The following is a 17,506-nucleotide window of genomic DNA, read 5'->3' as shown; positions in this document are numbered from 1 at the left end:
GCCCTCCCCGCCAAACCGTAAGAACGGTTTATTAAGTAAACATGATCAGGAATGCAATAACTGTTGCGGCGAGCGGAATTACTTCGACGATACCTACACCGATAAACATTGTTGTCTGCAGTGCGTTACGTGCTTCCGGTTGACGAGCGATGGATTCTACCGTTTTGCTGACGATCATACCGTTACCAAGACCTGCACCGAGTGCGCCCAAACCAACCGCGATTGCTGCTGCCAAAAATTCCATTTGTAAATATCCTCCTTTAATTTTGAATCATTTAGTATTTGTTTAATGATATAAAAATCTCCCGCGAAGAGTACTCCGGCGTCTGCCGCTTTCCTCACGGCAGTTCATTAATGTGCTTCTTCCTCGTGGATCGTCATCTGCGCGATGTACACCATCGTCAGAATCGTAAAGATAAACGCCTGAAGCGCTCCTACAAAGATACTGAAGCCTTGCCAGATTGCCAAGAATGGAATACTGAGGAATCCCAGCTTCAGAATAACCGTAATCAAAACCTCACCGGCAAAAATGTTGGCAAATAGACGGATGGCAAGCGCCACCGGCTTCGCCAGGTTCTCAATAATGTTCAGCGGCAAGAAAATTGGAAACGGCTCAATGTAGTGTTTGAAATAATGTTTACCATTCAGCTTAACGCCCAGGTAGTTCATCAATACAAACACGATGATCGCCAGCCCTGCGGTAACATTGATATCGGCAGTCGGCGATTTATACCACAAGATCTCCACATGCTCGCCATGCGCCAAGTTTTTGGTCGCTTCGATAACATGTCCGAAAATCTTAACCGGCTCATGGGCTTCAGTGATGAAGGAAAACGGCAGACCCAGGAGATTGGAGACAAAGATAAACAATATCAGCGTCAATCCCAGTGAAATGTAAGGTTTACCTTTCTTCAGGTCCATGGCACTGCTGATGACTCCCTGTACAAATTCCACCACCCACTCCATAAAGTTCTGAAGTTTGGACGGATTCTCAACGGACAGGTTGCGGACAGACATCATTACCAATATGAACACTACCAGCGAACTGATTAAAAGCATCAGAACAGCGGATAAATCAATCGGTATTCCGCCGAAATAGATTAATGGCATTTCATGCATAGTATCATCCCCCTTTCTCTTTAATCTGGCTACAGCTTATTCCTAATACCTAAATATATCCCCACAGGAATAGAGAGAAGCTGGGGAATGAACAGGCCGGCAATGGTTGCCTCCAGCGAGAAATGCTCGATCTTGACCGAGAACATGGTGACCAGAATCGCAAAACAGATCCGTGTAAGAAAACCAAGGCTGAATGCCTTCCCCTCGTGGTTTGCAGCCGACTTTGTTACCCGCCTTACTTTGGCGGCAAGATAACGAAAGTTGACCAATCCCGCTAACAAACCAAGCGCCATTCCCAGTGTCACGGTACGGGTCTCATGATGCAGTGCCCATCCCATTAACAATCCGGACATCACAACGAGAGTAATCCTGGTAACGGAATTGATCATGGGAGTCATATTATCCATTTTGCTCCCCCAGAAATTTTTTGATTAGCAGGACGACGTTAACGATCCCGAGAAGCATCCCGGTGATTGTACCGATGGCCAGCCAGGATTTGGGGCCGTCCATCTGGTTCTGCAGCCATCTTGCCGCAAAAAAACCTATAATAATGTAAGCGGCAAGCAAAGTGCCTGCACTTCCGATGACTAAAGCGGTCCGTCCCAGTCCGGCTTCGTCCTTTTGTTCCTTCATAGGCTACAATCCCAACTAATTTTACTGAATATCCAGACTCTTTGTCAATTCATTGAAAATTGCTCAAAAGTGCTTGAAAACATGAAAATAATCACAGCAAAGCCTACCAAAACCATATAAACCGTACAGTTTCACTGTATGCTGTTTTTATTCACTTTAGTATATTAGTCGTTGTGCCTTTAATTTTTAGTTGTGAACATTCTGTGAAATTCCTCAGGACGCTCTTCAACGGCTCCAAAATGGTGCAAAATCGCATTGACAATTCTCTCGGAGGCTTTGCCGTCTCCATACGGGTTGGCGGCCCGGCTCATCGACTGATACAGATTCTGATCGGTCAAAAGAGCATGTGTCCGTTGATACACCTTCTCCTCGTCCGTTCCCACAAGCTCCAATGTTCCGGCTTCGATCCCTTCCGGGCGCTCGGTTGTATCACGCAGCACAAGCACAGGAACTCCAAAGGAGGGAGCTTCCTCCTGCAGGCCGCCGGAGTCGGTCAAAATCAGGTGGGTATGCGGATAAAAATTATGCAGATCAACGACATCCAGCGGATCAATCAGCTTAATTCTCGGGTGTCCGCCCAGTATCTCATGCGCTGGTTCCTTGACTGCCGGACTCGGATGCACGGGATAAACAATGGCTACATCTTCAAATTCATCAGCGATTCTTTTGACAGCACGGAAAATATGACGGTGCGGTTCGCCTTGAGATTCTCTGCGGTGCGCCGTCATTAAAATTAGTCTTTTTCCTGAAGCAAAATCCAGTACAGGATGCCGGTAGTCCGGCTGTACGGTATATTGAAACACATCGGTTACTGTATTGCCTGTGATATAAATGCTTGACTCTTTTTTGTTCTCGTGTCTCAAATTGCCTGCCGACAAATCTGTCGGAGCAAAGTGCAGATCTGCGAGGACTCCCGTGAGCTGGCGGTTCATTTCCTCAGGATACGGGGACAATTTATTCCAGGTCCGAAGTCCCGCCTCAACATGTCCTACTTGAATCTGCTGCAGGAAAGAGGCATAACTGGCCAGGAAAGTCGTCAATGTATCTCCATGCACCAGCACGAGATCAGGTTTGGCCTCACGCAGTACAGGTTCAAGCCCTTCCAGCACCCGAATGGTGATTTCATTCAACGTCTGGCGGTCCTTCATCACATCCAGATCGTAGTCAGGAGTGATTTTAAAGACCTCCAGCACCTGATCCAGCAGCTCACGGTGCTGCGCGGTCACACATACAACAGACTCGATGTGCTCGGGATGCCTGTTCAGTTCCAGGACCAGAGGCGCCATCTTAATCGCCTCGGGGCGCACTCCGAAAATCGTCATTACTTTAATTTTGGACATAACCCCCACCCTCTCTTCTAAAATAGATGCTTGTTTTACATTTATTCTATATTACTTCTCTAGAGATTATTTGGTTCCATATAACCGGTCTCCGGCATCGCCAAGCCCCGGAATGATATATCCGTGTTCATTCAGATGGTCATCCAGTGCTGCCACATAGATATCCACATCAGGATGGGCTGCTTGTACAGCGGCGACACCTTCAGGGGCGGCAATCAGATTCATCATCTTAATTTGGGTACAGCCGCGGTTCTTCAAAGAAGTGATTGCTGCAATTGCAGAGCCGCCTGTTGCCAGCATCGGGTCGATAACAATTAATTCCCGTTCCTGAACATCCGTAGGAAGCTTAATGTAATATTCGACAGGCTGAAGGGTTTCCGGATCACGGAACAAGCCGACATGTCCTACTTTAGCTGCCGGAAGCAGCTTCAGAACGCCCTCAAGCATTCCCAGGCCGGCCCGCAGAATCGGTATCAAGCCCAGCATTCTTCCTGAGATAACCTTGCCCTGTGTTTCGGCCACCGGCGTCTGCACAGTAATTGTCTCCAGCGGAATATCCCGCGTGATTTCGTAAGCCATCAGTGTAGCAACTTCATCGACATGCTCTCTGAATTCTTTCGTGTTGGTCCGCACATCGCGAATAAATGTTAGTTTGTGCTGAATCAAAGGATGATCGCAAATCACCAATTTTCCCATTTCTGTCCCTCCGGTAATTGTGAGTCTTGTTCGCCATAGAAAGCGCTTTTGCTTCTTCCGTGGCTAAATCCTGTCTATTATATCATCACCGGAGGCTCTTTTCACCTACGATGACTGAGTCCTTTTCATGGAAGCATAAACAAAGGCGAGCTATTCTTTCCAGTACAGTCAGGAAAATACGGGGTGCTTTGGAAATAGAGTGCGCTTTAGTTTGTTCTATTTGCTGCATTTAATACTATTCACATTTTTTTCACTTATTTTGTTGAAAACTCCATGAACTTTCATGAATATTTCATGACAACATCAGACTGTTTTCAATTCTAAGATGTGAACATTATGTCACATGAGGATTTTGCTTGTTTATTAACTTTCAAAAAAACCTCCGAAGCAGCCGGGATACCAGCGCAACGGAGGCGAAAGCTTTATGCTCAGATTAGTCTGATAGCAAAGTGGATATTTAGTACTGGAGACCCGGATAAATCGGGTATTGATCTGTAAGCTGGGCGACCTCACGGGCCGCTTCAGTCAATTTAGCTTCATCCTTCGGATTCTTCAGCACGTTTGCGATAATGCGGCCGATTGTTACCATAGCCTGCTCGTCCATACCGCGCGAAGTAACCGCAGGTGTTCCGATCCGGATGCCGCTGGTTACAAATGGGCTGGTAGGATCAAACGGGATTGCATTTTTGTTCACGGTAATACCGATGGAATCCAGTACTTTCTCCGCATCTTTTCCGGTAATGCTCAGATTGCGGGTATCCAGCAGCATTAGATGGTTGTCCGTACCGCCGGAGACGATGTTCACTCCTTCTCCGATCAGCGTCTCCGCAAGTACTTTAGCGTTCTTCACCACATTCTCGGCATAGGTCTTGAAGGATGGCTGCAGTGCTTCGCCGAAGGAAACTGCTTTGGAGGCAATCACATGCATCAGCGGTCCGCCTTGGGAACCAGGGAATACAGCTTTATCAATGGCCGCGGCCCATGGCTGTCTGCAGAGAATCATGCCTCCGCGCGGACCACGCAAGGTTTTGTGCGTTGTTGTAGTGACGAAGTGGGCATGCGGAACAGGACTCGGATGAACACCCGCAGCAACCAGCCCGGCGATATGAGCCATATCGACCATGAACAATGCACCTACGTCATTCGCAATGGAACCGAGTGCTGCAAAATCAATCGTCCGCGGATACGCACTTGCACCGGCTACAATCAATTTAGGACGGTGTTTGAAGGCGGCTTTGCGCACTTCATCGTAATCGATCAGGAATGTGTCTTCCTGCACGCCATAAGCAACAAAGTTATAAAGCAAGCCGGAGGCATTCACAGGACTGCCGTGTGTCAAATGGCCGCCATGCGCCAGGTTCATCCCCAGTACAGTATCGCCAGGATTCAGCGCGGCAAGATAAACTGCCATATTGGCCTGAGCGCCGGAATGCGGCTGCACATTGACATGTTCGGCGCCAAACAGCTGTTTGGCACGGTCGCGGGCCAGATTCTCCACGATATCTACATCTTCACAACCGCCATAGTAACGTTTGCCAGGATAACCTTCGGCGTATTTATTCGTGAGTACGGAGCCCATGGCTTCCATTACTGCTTCACTGACGATATTTTCCGAAGCGATAAGCTCGATGTTGGCACGCTGACGGCTTAGTTCCAGTCCCATGGCTTCCAGTACTGCAGGGTCACTCTTACGCAATTGTTCCATAATTTTTGATTTCCTCCCTAGTGCATTAGTTTATGTTGTACTTATTTAATCCCTGATTGTTAATGTATTGCTACAAGCTGCTGCCCTGCTTAATCGCAGAGCTGTGCACCACTGGTTTCCGGTGTACGGTATACCGCACGTTCGCCGCCGATAAGAGGCGGTCTGCTCCAGGCCGCATTGACTCTGGCCGAACCGATATAGCGCAAACTCGGGCGAAACGGAACCGCTACCCGGCGCAGATGCATGCCGATCAGCGTCTCACCGATGTCAATCCCGGCATGGGCTTCCACCGTTTCAGCCAAAACAGGGTCCGACATCGAGCGGTACGCTGCAGCAGCCATTGAACCGCCGGCTCCCGGTATCGGCACCGCCGAAACCTCCCTCAGTCCGAGCGACTCCAGCAAAGAACGCTCCATGACAAGCGAACGGTTCAAATGCTCACAGCATTGGTATACGGGATGAAACCCCCATTTATCAGCAACCTGGCGAACACCCTGCAGCAGTTGCTCTGCCACTTCAAGCGCCCCGCCGGTTCCAATCCGGACGCCGGCTACTTCGCTTGTACTGACTCCGACGACCAGGATTTTTCCCGGCCCCAGCTTGCCGGCTTCCGCCAGTTCGCCTACGACTACTGCGGTGGCAGCAGCCAAGGAAAGCCCAGTCCCCGCCGGTTCCACCCCTTCCACGGCCGGACTGCCGGGAGCGCGTTCTTCCCAAGAGTCCTGCTTCATGACTTCATCCATCACTTCTGCCTCCTCAACGTTGACTGCAACTCATTTCAGGCCAAAACCGTTTTTTTACTGCAGAGGTACTGCTGCGCCACAGCAGGGAATGAATGCTGAAGGATAGTACGCAGCTTAAGCTTACATATATTTTAAACAAAAAAGAGCAGTCCGCAGGAAGCTGCGGATGTGCTCTTTTGCCCAGGCGACCGGCCGTTTATTCCAGTGCTCCATCGTGGTTTGATCCACATTTGTCGCCAGTTACACCGGAACCGGATAATATTTATTTCATCTTAAAGGAAAGGCTGCGAAAAATCAACCTTCTTTACAAACGGCGTAAGGATTCCAATTTATCGAGCAGATTGTAAAGAGCGGTACGGATTTCCGCCGCTGCCAGCTCATAATCCTCACGGGAACCGCCATAGGGGTCGGTAATATCAAAGCTTGGAATGCGCTGGCGGATCTCGATTATCCGCTGCAAATCGGTCGCCTTCGGCTCTCCGCCCAATGCTTTGCTTAGTTCCGCATCTGCATACAAGCTGTCCAGCTCCTGAATATCGCTATTAACCGCCTCTTCATCATGGACATATTCTTTCAAGGTATACGTCTTCGTAACCGCATTAGGAAAATATTGCAGCAAATGCCGTTTATGCCCGCCCGTCAGGGTCAGTACCAGATCCGCCCAGGACACCATCTCTGCGTTCAGCTGTGAGGAGATCATCTGATCATTAATACCCTCTTCCCGCAAGATTGCTCCAGCGTGCCTGGATATGGAAGTGCCGGAAATGGCGGATACGCCTGCAGACCGCACTTCCAGCTCGATTCCGCGTTCCTTCGCAAGTTTCCGCAGAAGCCCTTCAGCCATAGGACTGCGGCATGTATTCCCGGTGCAGACGAATAAAATATGCAGCATGCTTTCCACCTCCAAATATAATATAAATTAATTTTTACCGTTATTGTATCAGAAGATGAACAGCAATCCAAACGCCAGCAGGATCGCTCCTCCCAGCGCCTCCCCGTAATCGCCCAGTCCACGGCTGACCCGCCTGCCCAGCAGCAGACCGGTAATCGCCATGAACCCCCCGCAGGCGCCAAAAGCAAGAACAGTTAAAACTATGCTATTCACAAACATGCCAAGCGATACCCCAACAGAAAAGGAGTCAACGCTTACACTCAGTGAAATAAGCAGCATGCCCCAGAAGGTCTGGTGATCCATAGACCGCGTTCCAGCATGACCGGCCCGGAAAGAGTTGAACACCATATGTCCACCGAGCAGAATTAACAGCCCCCCGGCTGCAAAAGTGGTTACCTGGCCAAGCAGATGTCCCACATAGCTGCCGGTAAACAAGCCAAGCAGCGGCATCAGCACATGAAAAAAAGCAATAAGCAGGCTGAGCTGCAGCACATGCAAAAGACGGATGCCCTTCATCCCGATACCTACACCGAGCGAAAATGCGTCCATCCCGAGTGCGATTGCCATTATGGCAATCGTTACAAGCTGGCCCCAGCCAGCATATTCCCCTGCTATGCCCATGCTCATGCCCATACCCCCAAAGTCCGATAGTCTTGTACAACAACGATATGCGGACAAGACGGCAATCATGACTGAGCAGGAGAGGTTGGAGGCGGGAAACCGCTGGGTGAAAGGATTTTGGTTAAAAATAGGCGGCCGGGAGGGACTCGACCGGCATTGCCCTGGCCGGGGTGCCCATGCGGGACTTCAACGCAGGGCACTGTGTGAGCGGAGCCGGAATTTATCCGGCGTCGATCACGGATCCACCGGCTGCTTTCATCAGCCGGTTCATGATGGCTGCGCCGAGACCGGCCTCCGGGCAAGCCTCGGCCAGGATGTAGGTCGCTCCCGCTTCATCGAAGCGCCGCAACGCGGCATACAGGGAGCGCGCCCCTTCCTCCGGCGAGTCCAGCGAGCCGAGGGAAACGACGCAGGCGGCCGGAACGGCGGGATACAGGGCCCGGTGCTCCTCGAAGAGGAGCAGGCCCGTCACTTCGCCATTCCGCTGCGCCGCCTGCAGCAGATCTGCGGCGGTTTCCGCCACGCGCTGCGGGGAAACGCCGCGCACTACGCCCAGCCAGCCGTGCGGGGCGTAGTGCGTGTACTTCATGCCCGGCGCGCGCGGCGCCGGGCTGCCGTTACCGGCGGCCTGCACCGCGCCGGCAGGCTGGCCGAAGGCGGAGCCGGAGCCGGTACCGGCGTCCGCTTCGGCCCGGGCCGCGGACGGGCCGGCTGCAGCGCCGGCAAAGTCCACGGCAGCAGCCGGGGCGGTGTCCACAGCCCCGGCACCCGCAACCGCCGCCAGCTGCTCGGCGGTGATGCCGCCGGGACGGAGCACAGCGACCGTCCCGTCCGGCTGCACCTGCACGACGGTCGACTCCAGGCCGACCCCGGCTGCGCCGCCGTCCAGAACCCCGCCGATGTATCCGGCGAGGTCTTCCATCACATGGGCGGCCAGTGTCGGACTTGGCCGCCCGGAACGGTTGGCGCTGGGCGCGGCAACCGGGCAGCCGGCTGCGCTCAGCAGCGCGAGCGCAAGCGGGTGGTCTGGCATACGCACCCCGACTGTATCAAGCCCGGCCGTCACCAGCGGAGACAACACGCCGGGCCGAACCGGGAGTACGAGCGTCAGCGGACCGGGCCAAAATGCGTCGATCAATGCCGCGCCCACCGGATGCACTTCCGTCACAAGGTCATCCAGATCCGCCCGCTGCGCAATATGCACGATTAGAGGATTGTCGGAAGGGCGGCCCTTGGCCGCAAAAACCGCCTCTACTGCAGAGGTATTCCGGGCATCCGCGCCAAGCCCGTACACCGTCTCAGTCGGAAATGCGACCGTTCCGCCTTCGCGCAGCATGTCTGCAGCCGCCGTGATCGCCCGCTCATCCGCCTCACTCCGCAGCACCGGAGCCGCAGCCGGGTGATCCCCAGTTTCCTTTACGGAATCCAGTTCCCAGTAAACCGTATTCTTTATGTTTCCGCTCCGGCGCTGGGCCGCGAACGGGTAAACTTTCTGCTCTGTCATTTCTCATCACCTTATCATCTCTTTAAATCTCAAAAACGGCCCCACCAGGTGGGGCCGCAGCAAATCCGCTCAAGTTCATCCTATATCGTAACATATCTCGCAACCGCGAGCCAGAAAGACTAATATCTGCTCAAGACCATAATCCGCTGATCCAGCTCCAGAGATTGTGCAGCAGCTCCCAGATAAAGAACCGCACTTTCGGGGCCGAAGCTTGTTCATCTCCATTGCCATTCTCAGCTGAAACGGTTGTCACCTTGCCCGCTTCCGCAGCCTTCACCTTGGCTCCATCCTCCGCTCCAGCAGCGGAAACAGTCTTTGCTCCTTTGGCGGAGGCAGCCGCATCTCCTGAGCCTGCATCAATGAAGCATAACGGCGGAAACAGTACGCACCACCAGTTCTGCCCTTTGCCTGCACCGAGCGTAACCCGTACCGCTTCATATTCCCCGGCCGGATACACCGTACCACCGTACATTTTGGTCGGGAAAGGAACCACACCCAGTTCCACCTTATAGGTGTACTCAATCCCCCGCTTTTCCAGTTCGTCCGCGACAAGCGCATTGAGTTCCGGCAGATGGCCCCGGATCAATGTCCGCGCCTGCTCCAGGCTCTGGGGATCTTCCAGTTCCGCTACCCACTGGTTCATTTGTTCAACAATGGAGTCCCGGATCTGGCGTTTGACCAGCTGATCGCCCGTCATATCCGAGTTCGCCAGAATGCGCAAACGGATCGAATCCTGAGGAATAGTAACCTCCGCTATCGCCGCATCACTTTTTTGCCCTTCCCAGGCCATCATCAGGATCATAAAAAAACAAACTAAAATGGCAGTATACTTAACGGTTACGCGCAAGGAATCCTGTATTCCCGGTTTATTGACATCCATCTCCCGCAGCCCCTCTCCCTATGAAACTCTTATGTCCCTAGTATGTCCAGGGAAGAGAGGCTGCAAACCTAGCAATCTATTAATTTATAATTAGCAGATGGATATGCGCTATTTCACGAATGGAATCATGCTGTTTAATTTGCCGGCAGGGGCTGAGGGAGAGGCAAGCATCGGCAGATCCTCTTCCATATCCTGCCCGTATAAAAGCACACTCATGGCAATGCCCATGCTGGCCATATTAATCAGAATCGAGGTTCCTCCAAAGCTGATGAAGGGCAGGGTAATTCCCGTCAGCGGCATTAAACCGATATACGCCCCGATATTCTCCAGAATCTGATATAGCAGCATGGCTACAATCCCTACGATGAGAAACGGCCCTGCGCGGTCCCTGCTGACAAGGGCTATCAGAATCAACCGGTGAATCAGGATAAAATAGAGCAGCAGCAGTACAGCCGATCCAACAAATCCAAATTCCTCCGCGATCTGCACAAAAATCGATTCCGAATACAAATAAGGCACCATATTGTTCTGCACGGAGCTTCCCTCCAGGTATCCCTCTCCGCTCATCCCTCCAGAGGCAATGGCAATTTTGGCATTCCGGGTCTGATAACTCGCATCCTTGCTCGCCACATCGGGAACGAGCCAAGGATCGAAGCGTCTGATAAAATGATCGCGCCCGAGGGTTTCTTTAATAAAAACTACTGCTTGATCATGATAGTTAATATAGGTCAAAATAAAGCCGGCCGCCGAGCCGCCGATAATAAGCAGCCCAATCAGGGCATGTGAAAATTTAATATGGCCAATCCATAGGACGCCTAACAGAATTATGAGATAGCTCAGCGCATTGCCAAGGTCGTTCTGGCTGATGACGAGAAGAAAGGGCACCAGTGCGATCAGACTGAGCGGCACGACATCCCGCCAGAACAGCAGCTGATTTTTATTTTTGCGTACCAGCACGGCAGCCAGAAAAATAATCAGAATCAGCTTGAACAGCTCAGCCGGCTGAAAGCTTAATTCACCGACTCCGATCCACCCCTGGCCCCCGTTCTTCACCTTTCCAAAGAAGCTGACCATCAGCAGGATCCCAATGCCTATAATATAAATAAACAGCGCATATTTAACGAGCAGGCGGTAATCAAATATCATCAGCACGGCAAAGGAAACAAAACCCAGCGCATAAAATTTGATCATTCGAATATGCATTCCGCCCATGCCTTCTCTTCCCTGGGTGACACTATATATAGAAAAGATACTGATACACATCAGCAAGAGCAGAATAACAATGATGACGCCGTCAATTTTTTTGAGCCTTTGCAGCATAGGGCGAACTCCTTAAGTTATCCAGATTTTGGACTTATGTATTACATAACCACACAGTATAGCAGCCACTTATTCCCATTGTAAAACATTTTACAGCCCGGATACAATTTTATAGTTTAGGCCCATAATCTTCCTGATCACTTACACCCCCACTTCGAACCTAATCATAGAAAAAAAACCGCCGGAGTTCATCTGCACAGATGTTCTCCAGCGGTTTGTTATTTAGCAGCGAAACTATCCCTGCTTGGCAGGGGAAGGGTATAAAGTAGATATCGGCAAATCCTCCTCAACATCCTGTCCATGCAGCCGCACGCTCATGACTAGGCCAATACTGGCCATATTAATCATAAGCGAGGTTCCCCCGTAGCTGACAAACGGCAGTGTGATTCCGGTAAGCGGCATTAAACCGATAAAAGCCCCGATATTCTCGAAGATTTGATACAGCATCATTGCGACAATCCCTACAATCAGGAAAGGCCCGCCCCGGTCTTTGCACTCCAGCGCAATCAGGATCATCCGGTGAATCAGAATAAAATAAAGCAGCAGCAGCAGCGCCGAGCCGACAAAGCCAAATTCCTCGGCAATCGCAACAAAGATGGAGTCGGAATAGGTGTACGGCACACGGTCCGTCTGTACGGAAGTCCCCTGCATAAACCCTTCGCCGCTCATACCGCCCGAGGCAATTGCCAATTTGGCGTTTTTGGTATGATAACTCGCTTTGGCCGTTGCTTTATCGGGCACAAGCCAAGGATCAAACCGTTCAATCCAGTGTGAACGCCCAATATCGTCAAGGAACCCCTTAATCTCATCGTGATAGTGAATATAGCTCATAATCCCTGCGGTAGCAGCGCTGGCTATTACGAGCAGTCCAATGAGCGCATGTGAGAATTTGATGTTGCCGATCCATAGCAGCCCCACCAGAATCACAAGATAAGAAAGCGCGTTACCCAGGTCATTCTGGCTGATGACGATCATAAACGGCAGTAATGTAAGCAGGCCCAATGGTACGACATCACTCCAGAAGCGGAGTTTGTTTCTGTTCTTGCGGACAAGCACGGCAGCTAGAAAAAGAATCAGGATCAGCTTGAACAGCTCCGCCGGCTGCAGACTGAATCCTCCAAACTTAATCCAGCCCTGGGCACCATTCTGCTCTGCGCCCACAAAGCTGACCAGAACCAGAATTCCGATCCCTGTAATATAGATATACAAAGCGTATTTAACGAGTATCCGGTAATCCACAAACGTCAGTCCGACAAAAGCAATGATGCCGAGCACATAAAATTTGATCATCCGGAGATGTGCCCCGTCCAGTTTTTCCCTTCCATGCGTAACGCTGTATATGGAAAAAATGCTGACGACCATCAACAGCACTAGAATCATTACGATGACGCCGTCAATCTTTTTAATCTTCTGAAGCATATTCCGTCTCCTTACTCTGTACTGGTTCTTCCAGATTCATGCCTGCAGGGAAGTTCCGTCAAAATCTATTGTAAAGGAAGGGGCAGCAAAAATAAAATCCCATCTTCTAACACTTAACTTTCCTGCTTCCTATCGTGCGATGCCCAGCACATGGCGCGGAATTCCGGCAAGATCGTCAACGGTCACGATCTCGTTCCAGTGGCCCGCCGCCTTAAGCAGCTCGGCCACCTGCCCGGCCTGGCCTTGACCGAGCTCAAAGCCGACCAGCCGCGGCGGGGCCGGGAGCAGCGGCAGCTGCTCCATCATGCGGCGGTATGGGTCAAGCCCGTCATCGCCGCCATCCAGCGCGGTGCGCGGCTCATGTTCGCGCACTTCGCGCTGCAGCCCGGCGATGTCGCCGCCGGGAATATACGGCGGGTTGGAGACGAGAATATCCGTCTCCATCCCCGCAAACGGCTCGAGCAGATCGCCGAGCCGCAGGTCCACTGCCGTGCCGTGCCGCAACGCGTTGCGCGCGGCCACCGCCAGTGCGCCCGGCGAAATATCGCCGGCGCAGACCACCCACGCCGGCGCTTCCGCCGCCAGCGTGACGGAGATCGCTCCGCTGCCGGCACCGATATCGACGGCGGTCAGCGGACGGGCGGCGCGAGCGTCCCCTGCGCCGCTGCCGGGGCTGGCTTCTTTGCCGCCTGCCTCTGTGCCGGGTGCAGCCGCTTCAGCTCCGGCTGCACCGCCTGCATGCACGGAGCTGTCAGCAGCTACCCGCGTTTCTGCTCCTGCATTCACCATCCTATCCGGCCACAGCTCCGCCGCGTAGCGCAGGATGGCTTCGACGAGCAGCTCTGTCTCCGGCCGGGGGATCAGCACATCGGGCGTTACCTCAAAGGCACGTCCGTAAAATTCCTGCTCGCCAATAATATACTGCACCGGTTCCCCAGCCGCACGTCGGGTAATTCCGGCTTCCCAGGCATCCTTCACCGCTGCCGGAAAGGGATCAGCCAGCGCCATATAATACGCCGCCCCGCTCAGGCCCAGCACATGCTCCAGCAGAAGCTGCGCACTGCGCTGCGGCTCAACACATCCATGTCCGGCCAAAAAAGAAGAAGCCTCCGCAAAGGCTTCCCGGATGCTTTGCACGTAAGGCATGACATAAGAGTCGTGTTTCAAAGCATTATTCTCCTTTTTCCATCAATTCCGCTTGTTCCGCAATAGACAGTGCTGAGATAATCTCAGTAATATCTCCGTTCATTACTTGTTCCAGACGGTGCAGCGTAAGTCCGATCCGGTGATCGGTAACCCGGCTCTGCGGGAAGTTGTACGTACGGATACGCTCACTGCGGTCACCTGTGCCGACCTTGCTCTTCCGCTCGCCGGAATATTTAGCTTCCTCTTCCTGGCGTTTCAAGTCTGAGATCCGGGCACGCAACACTTGCAGCGCTTTTTCCTTATTGGAGTTCTGCGATTTACCATCCTGACAGGTAGCCACGATGCCTGTAGGAACATGGGTTACGCGTACGGCAGACTTGGTAGTATTAACGGACTGTCCGCCCGCACCACTGGAACAGAAGGTGTCGACACGGATGTCTTTATCATGAATCTCAATCTCAAATTCTTCAGCTTCAGGCATAACTGCAACGGTAGAAGTAGACGTATGGATACGTCCCCCTGATTCCGTCGTAGGAATACGCTGCACACGGTGCGCTCCACTTTCGAATTTCATTTTGCTGTAGGCACCACGGCCGTTAATAAGGAAGATGACCTCCTTGAAGCCGCCAAGATCATTTGTATTCACATCCATCAGCTCTACGCGCCAGCCTTGTGCGTCTGCATAACGGGTATACATGCGGTAGAGATCGGAAGCAAACAGAGCCGCTTCGTCTCCGCCGGCAGCGCCGCGGATTTCCACAATTACGTTCTTCTCGTCATTAGGATCTTTAGGCAGCAGCAGAAGGCGGATCTTCTCCTCCAGCACGGTCTGGCGCGAGGACAGGTCGTCGATTTCCATCTTGACCATTTCCTTCATTTCATCATCGAGCTTCTCAGCCTGCATCATCTTTGCCGCTTCCAGCTCTTCCATTACATTCTTATATTCGGTATAAGCCTCAAAAGCAGGCTGCAAATCAGATTGTTCTTTGGAATAGTCCCTCAGTTTCTTACTGTCGTTTGCAACATCCGGGTCACAAAGCAGTTCACTGAGTTTCTCATAGCGGTCCGCCAGGGATTGCAATCGGTCCAACAAGGGAATTCACCTCTCCTGATTCAATTTCATATTCAATAAATAATGTTTACATTATTAGATACAATAAAAATAGATATACGACTTTATATTATACCACCGATTATGCCAATTGGCTACAGTGCCCCCGTATAGATTCGAGGGATTTTTATAAAAGGGAGCCATCCCGAGGTGAACATTCACCCCGAAATGGCTCCCCTTCTTGTCGTTTAAACGCAAAGCAAGACTGTTTATACGTGTTATACGTTGAAACGGAAATGCATGACATCGCCGTCCTGTACCAGATATTCCTTACCTTCCAGACGCAGCTGTCCGCGTTCCTTGGCACCGTTCATCGAACCTGCGGCTACCAAATCAGCGTACGCTACAACTTCCGCCCGGATGAAGCCGCGCTCGAAGTCGGTGTGAATGACACCGGCTGCGCCAGGCGCTTTAGTTCCGCGGCGGATGGTCCAGGCACGAACCTCTTGCACGCCGGCTGTGAAATACGTATACAATCCCAGCAGCTTGTAGGCTGCTTTGATCAGGCGGTTCAGACCGGATTCCTGCAGGCCCAGCTCTTCAAGAAACATCGCCTTGTCTTCACCTTCAAGCTCGGCAATTTCCGCTTCCACTTTGGCGCTGATAGGCACAACCTCTGCATTCTCGGCAGCGGCAAACTCACGGACCTGTTGGACATACGGGTTATTGTCGGCACTGGACACTTCATCTTCGCCCACATTCGCCGCGTAGAGCACCGGCTTCAAGGTCAACAGATGCAGATCGCGCACGATCAGGAGCTCATCATCGGACAATTCTACACTGCGTGCCGGTTTATCTTCGTACAGGGCTTCCTTGATCCGTTCCAGCAGTTCAACTTCCTGGGCATACTTCTTATCGCCGCCCTTGATATTTTTGCGGGACCGCTCAATCCGTTTCTCAAGGCTTTCCAGATCTGCCAGAATCAGCTCCAGGTTAATCGTCTGGATATCGCTGATCGGGTTCACTTTACCGTCCACATGCGTTACATTCTCATCCACAAAGCAGCGTACGACATGAACAATGGCATCCACTTCACGGATGTGGGCCAGAAACTTGTTGCCCAGACCTTCGCCTTTACTCGCGCCGCGCACAAGTCCGGCAATATCCACAAATTCAAAAGCAGTCGGAACTGTCTTGTTCGGCTGCACCAGCTCGGTCAGCTTATTCAGACGTTCATCCGGCACTTCTACAACACCGACGTTAGGGTCAATCGTACAGAAAGGATAGTTTGCGGATTCTGCTCCCGCTTGCGTAATTGCATTAAATAAAGTGGATTTACCAACATTTGGAAGTCCAACAATTCCAGCTTTCAAAGCCATTTATATGACAACTCCTATTTTCGGTTGTATTGATCGCCCGCATAATTACTGACTTGATCTAAACCATTATATATTAGAACAAAATCTCCAGCAACAGCGGATGTCCGGGGGATGTGTCAGATAAAGGGCGGTGGCAGCAGGCCTTTCGCTGCGCATGGCGGTTAAACGGCTGGCATTAGATCGCCGCGCTTATTGCCCTGAGGCAGCCACCAGTGCCTTCCGGATCGCTTCGTCTTTGTGCCAGTCTCTGTTTTTTTCCGGCATTCACAACAGCATCAGGCAAGGTCTTGAATTCATCATTTGCCGGTCCATCTGCAGTCAGACCAAGCACCACCGGAAAGTTGAGCACAAATAGGGACCCTACTTTCAATACTAATTCCCTGCTTCCCCAGAGCACTTCATTTTGAAGACATGCTCTAAAGACAATCATATTTTCCTTTTCATCCGAATTAATCAGATAAGTCACATTTTCCTAATCCAAAACGTTCTGGAGAATGCCAAAAAGACCCCTTTACGAGGTCTCTGTGTGCTGCGATGAGCCGGGCTTCTTAAAGCGTTTTGGACATGGTGATGTCCGTAACGAGGTAGCCCATCTTTTTGTACAGCTCGAAAGCGCGGTTGTTCTGGCCGAAGACATGCAGGCCGATTTTGGAAACCCCCATCTCCCGGGCGGACTCATCAAGCGCAAGCAGGGCCTGTTTGCCATAACCTTTGCCCTGATACGGCTCAAAAATATAAATATCATAGATGAAAGCTTCCCGTCCCGTGCGTGCTTCCGTTACATTAAACCAGATATAACCCGCCTGAGTATTGCTTTCTATTTCCATAACAGAATACAGGTAGGCCCCGTCGGTGTGAAGTCCTTTGGGCAGGAAACGCACCATCTCTTCCTGAGACTGCCTAAGCGCAGTCTCGGCATCCCATGCCCCCGCTTTGATCTTATCCTCCGCATAATCGCGGGTCGACTGACTCCAGAAAAATTGAAAAGCAATTTCGTCCATTTGGACTAATTTAATCATGATTTGTAATCCTTCCTTACTCCATAATCTTCGCTCGCC

Annotated in this window: 19 protein-coding genes and 1 riboswitch; all 19 genes read right to left on the bottom strand. The window is 51.7% G+C overall.

Features of this window, described 5'->3' with window-relative positions; genetic code table 11:
• Positions 1 to 31 precede the first annotated feature (31 nt).
• Positions 32 to 244, bottom strand: coding sequence for a F0F1 ATP synthase subunit C (gene atpE / locus AC3WT9_RS27220; RefSeq protein ID WP_036699216.1), 213 nt, complete (start codon positions 242 to 244; stop codon positions 32 to 34).
• Between the two features lie 107 nt (positions 245 to 351).
• Positions 352 to 1,119, bottom strand: coding sequence for a F0F1 ATP synthase subunit A (gene atpB, locus AC3WT9_RS27215; protein WP_341096819.1), 768 nt, complete (start codon positions 1,117 to 1,119; stop codon positions 352 to 354).
• 29 nt (positions 1,120 to 1,148) lie between these two features.
• Entirely contained in the window at positions 1,149 to 1,526 is a 378-nt protein-coding gene (locus AC3WT9_RS27210; RefSeq protein WP_038597428.1) for an ATP synthase subunit I, read from the bottom strand.
• Positions 1,519 to 1,752 (bottom strand): AtpZ/AtpI family protein, encoded by a 234-nt coding sequence (locus tag AC3WT9_RS27205; protein WP_052092354.1) that lies wholly within the window; start codon positions 1,750 to 1,752, stop codon positions 1,519 to 1,521. The genes AC3WT9_RS27210 and AC3WT9_RS27205 overlap by 8 nt, the downstream gene beginning before the upstream one ends.
• A gap of 179 nt (positions 1,753 to 1,931) precedes the next feature.
• Complete coding sequence (gene wecB, locus AC3WT9_RS27200; protein WP_341096822.1) at positions 1,932 to 3,092, bottom strand: non-hydrolyzing UDP-N-acetylglucosamine 2-epimerase; 1,161 nt, start codon at positions 3,090 to 3,092, stop codon at positions 1,932 to 1,934.
• Positions 3,093 to 3,158: 66 nt separating this feature from the next.
• A complete protein-coding gene (upp, locus tag AC3WT9_RS27195; protein ID WP_341096825.1) occupies positions 3,159 to 3,788 on the bottom strand; it encodes a uracil phosphoribosyltransferase in 630 nt (209 codons plus the stop codon).
• Positions 3,789 to 4,245: 457 nt separating this feature from the next.
• The gene (glyA, locus tag AC3WT9_RS27190) at positions 4,246 to 5,496 is read right to left on the bottom strand and encodes a serine hydroxymethyltransferase (RefSeq protein ID WP_038597437.1); all 1,251 of its coding nucleotides are present in this window, start codon (positions 5,494 to 5,496) and stop codon (positions 4,246 to 4,248) included.
• Positions 5,497 to 5,582: 86 nt separating this feature from the next.
• On the bottom strand, positions 5,583 to 6,236 hold the full coding sequence (locus AC3WT9_RS27185; protein ID WP_341096827.1) for a TIGR01440 family protein: 654 nt from the start codon (positions 6,234 to 6,236) through the stop codon (positions 5,583 to 5,585).
• Positions 6,237 to 6,407: 171 nt separating this feature from the next.
• Positions 6,408 to 6,490, bottom strand: a riboswitch (ZMP/ZTP riboswitch).
• A 50-nt stretch (positions 6,491 to 6,540) separates the two neighbouring features.
• On the bottom strand, positions 6,541 to 7,128 hold the full coding sequence (locus tag AC3WT9_RS27180; protein WP_341096830.1) for a low molecular weight protein arginine phosphatase: 588 nt from the start codon (positions 7,126 to 7,128) through the stop codon (positions 6,541 to 6,543).
• A gap of 48 nt (positions 7,129 to 7,176) precedes the next feature.
• Entirely contained in the window at positions 7,177 to 7,749 is a 573-nt protein-coding gene (locus AC3WT9_RS27175) for a manganese efflux pump MntP (protein WP_341097805.1), read from the bottom strand.
• Between the two features lie 220 nt (positions 7,750 to 7,969).
• Positions 7,970 to 9,253, bottom strand: coding sequence for an L-threonylcarbamoyladenylate synthase (locus AC3WT9_RS27170; protein WP_342480754.1), 1,284 nt, complete (start codon positions 9,251 to 9,253; stop codon positions 7,970 to 7,972).
• A gap of 130 nt (positions 9,254 to 9,383) precedes the next feature.
• Entirely contained in the window at positions 9,384 to 10,133 is a 750-nt protein-coding gene (gene spoIIR / locus AC3WT9_RS27165; protein ID WP_231578348.1) for a stage II sporulation protein R, read from the bottom strand.
• A gap of 108 nt (positions 10,134 to 10,241) precedes the next feature.
• A complete protein-coding gene (locus AC3WT9_RS27160; RefSeq protein ID WP_341380018.1) occupies positions 10,242 to 11,453 on the bottom strand; it encodes an FtsW/RodA/SpoVE family cell cycle protein in 1,212 nt (403 codons plus the stop codon).
• A 234-nt stretch (positions 11,454 to 11,687) separates the two neighbouring features.
• Positions 11,688 to 12,872, bottom strand: coding sequence for an FtsW/RodA/SpoVE family cell cycle protein (locus AC3WT9_RS27155; RefSeq protein WP_342480755.1), 1,185 nt, complete (start codon positions 12,870 to 12,872; stop codon positions 11,688 to 11,690).
• A 129-nt stretch (positions 12,873 to 13,001) separates the two neighbouring features.
• Entirely contained in the window at positions 13,002 to 14,018 is a 1,017-nt protein-coding gene (locus AC3WT9_RS27150) for a N5-glutamine methyltransferase family protein (protein ID WP_342481996.1), read from the bottom strand.
• Positions 14,019 to 14,043: 25 nt separating this feature from the next.
• A complete protein-coding gene (prfA, locus tag AC3WT9_RS27145; RefSeq protein ID WP_076109669.1) occupies positions 14,044 to 15,111 on the bottom strand; it encodes a peptide chain release factor 1 in 1,068 nt (355 codons plus the stop codon).
• Positions 15,112 to 15,347: 236 nt separating this feature from the next.
• Positions 15,348 to 16,448, bottom strand: coding sequence for a redox-regulated ATPase YchF (gene ychF / locus AC3WT9_RS27140; RefSeq protein ID WP_341096841.1), 1,101 nt, complete (start codon positions 16,446 to 16,448; stop codon positions 15,348 to 15,350).
• A 175-nt stretch (positions 16,449 to 16,623) separates the two neighbouring features.
• Positions 16,624 to 16,914 (bottom strand): hypothetical protein, encoded by a 291-nt coding sequence (locus AC3WT9_RS27135; protein WP_341096843.1) that lies wholly within the window; start codon positions 16,912 to 16,914, stop codon positions 16,624 to 16,626.
• Between the two features lie 82 nt (positions 16,915 to 16,996).
• A complete protein-coding gene (locus tag AC3WT9_RS27130; RefSeq protein WP_341096845.1) occupies positions 16,997 to 17,467 on the bottom strand; it encodes a GNAT family N-acetyltransferase in 471 nt (156 codons plus the stop codon).
• Positions 17,468 to 17,506: the final 39 nt, after the last annotated feature.

The organism is Paenibacillus sp. EB106-06-01-XG199, from assembly GCF_058791575.1.
This window is presented reverse-complemented; position numbering and strand designations above follow the sequence as displayed.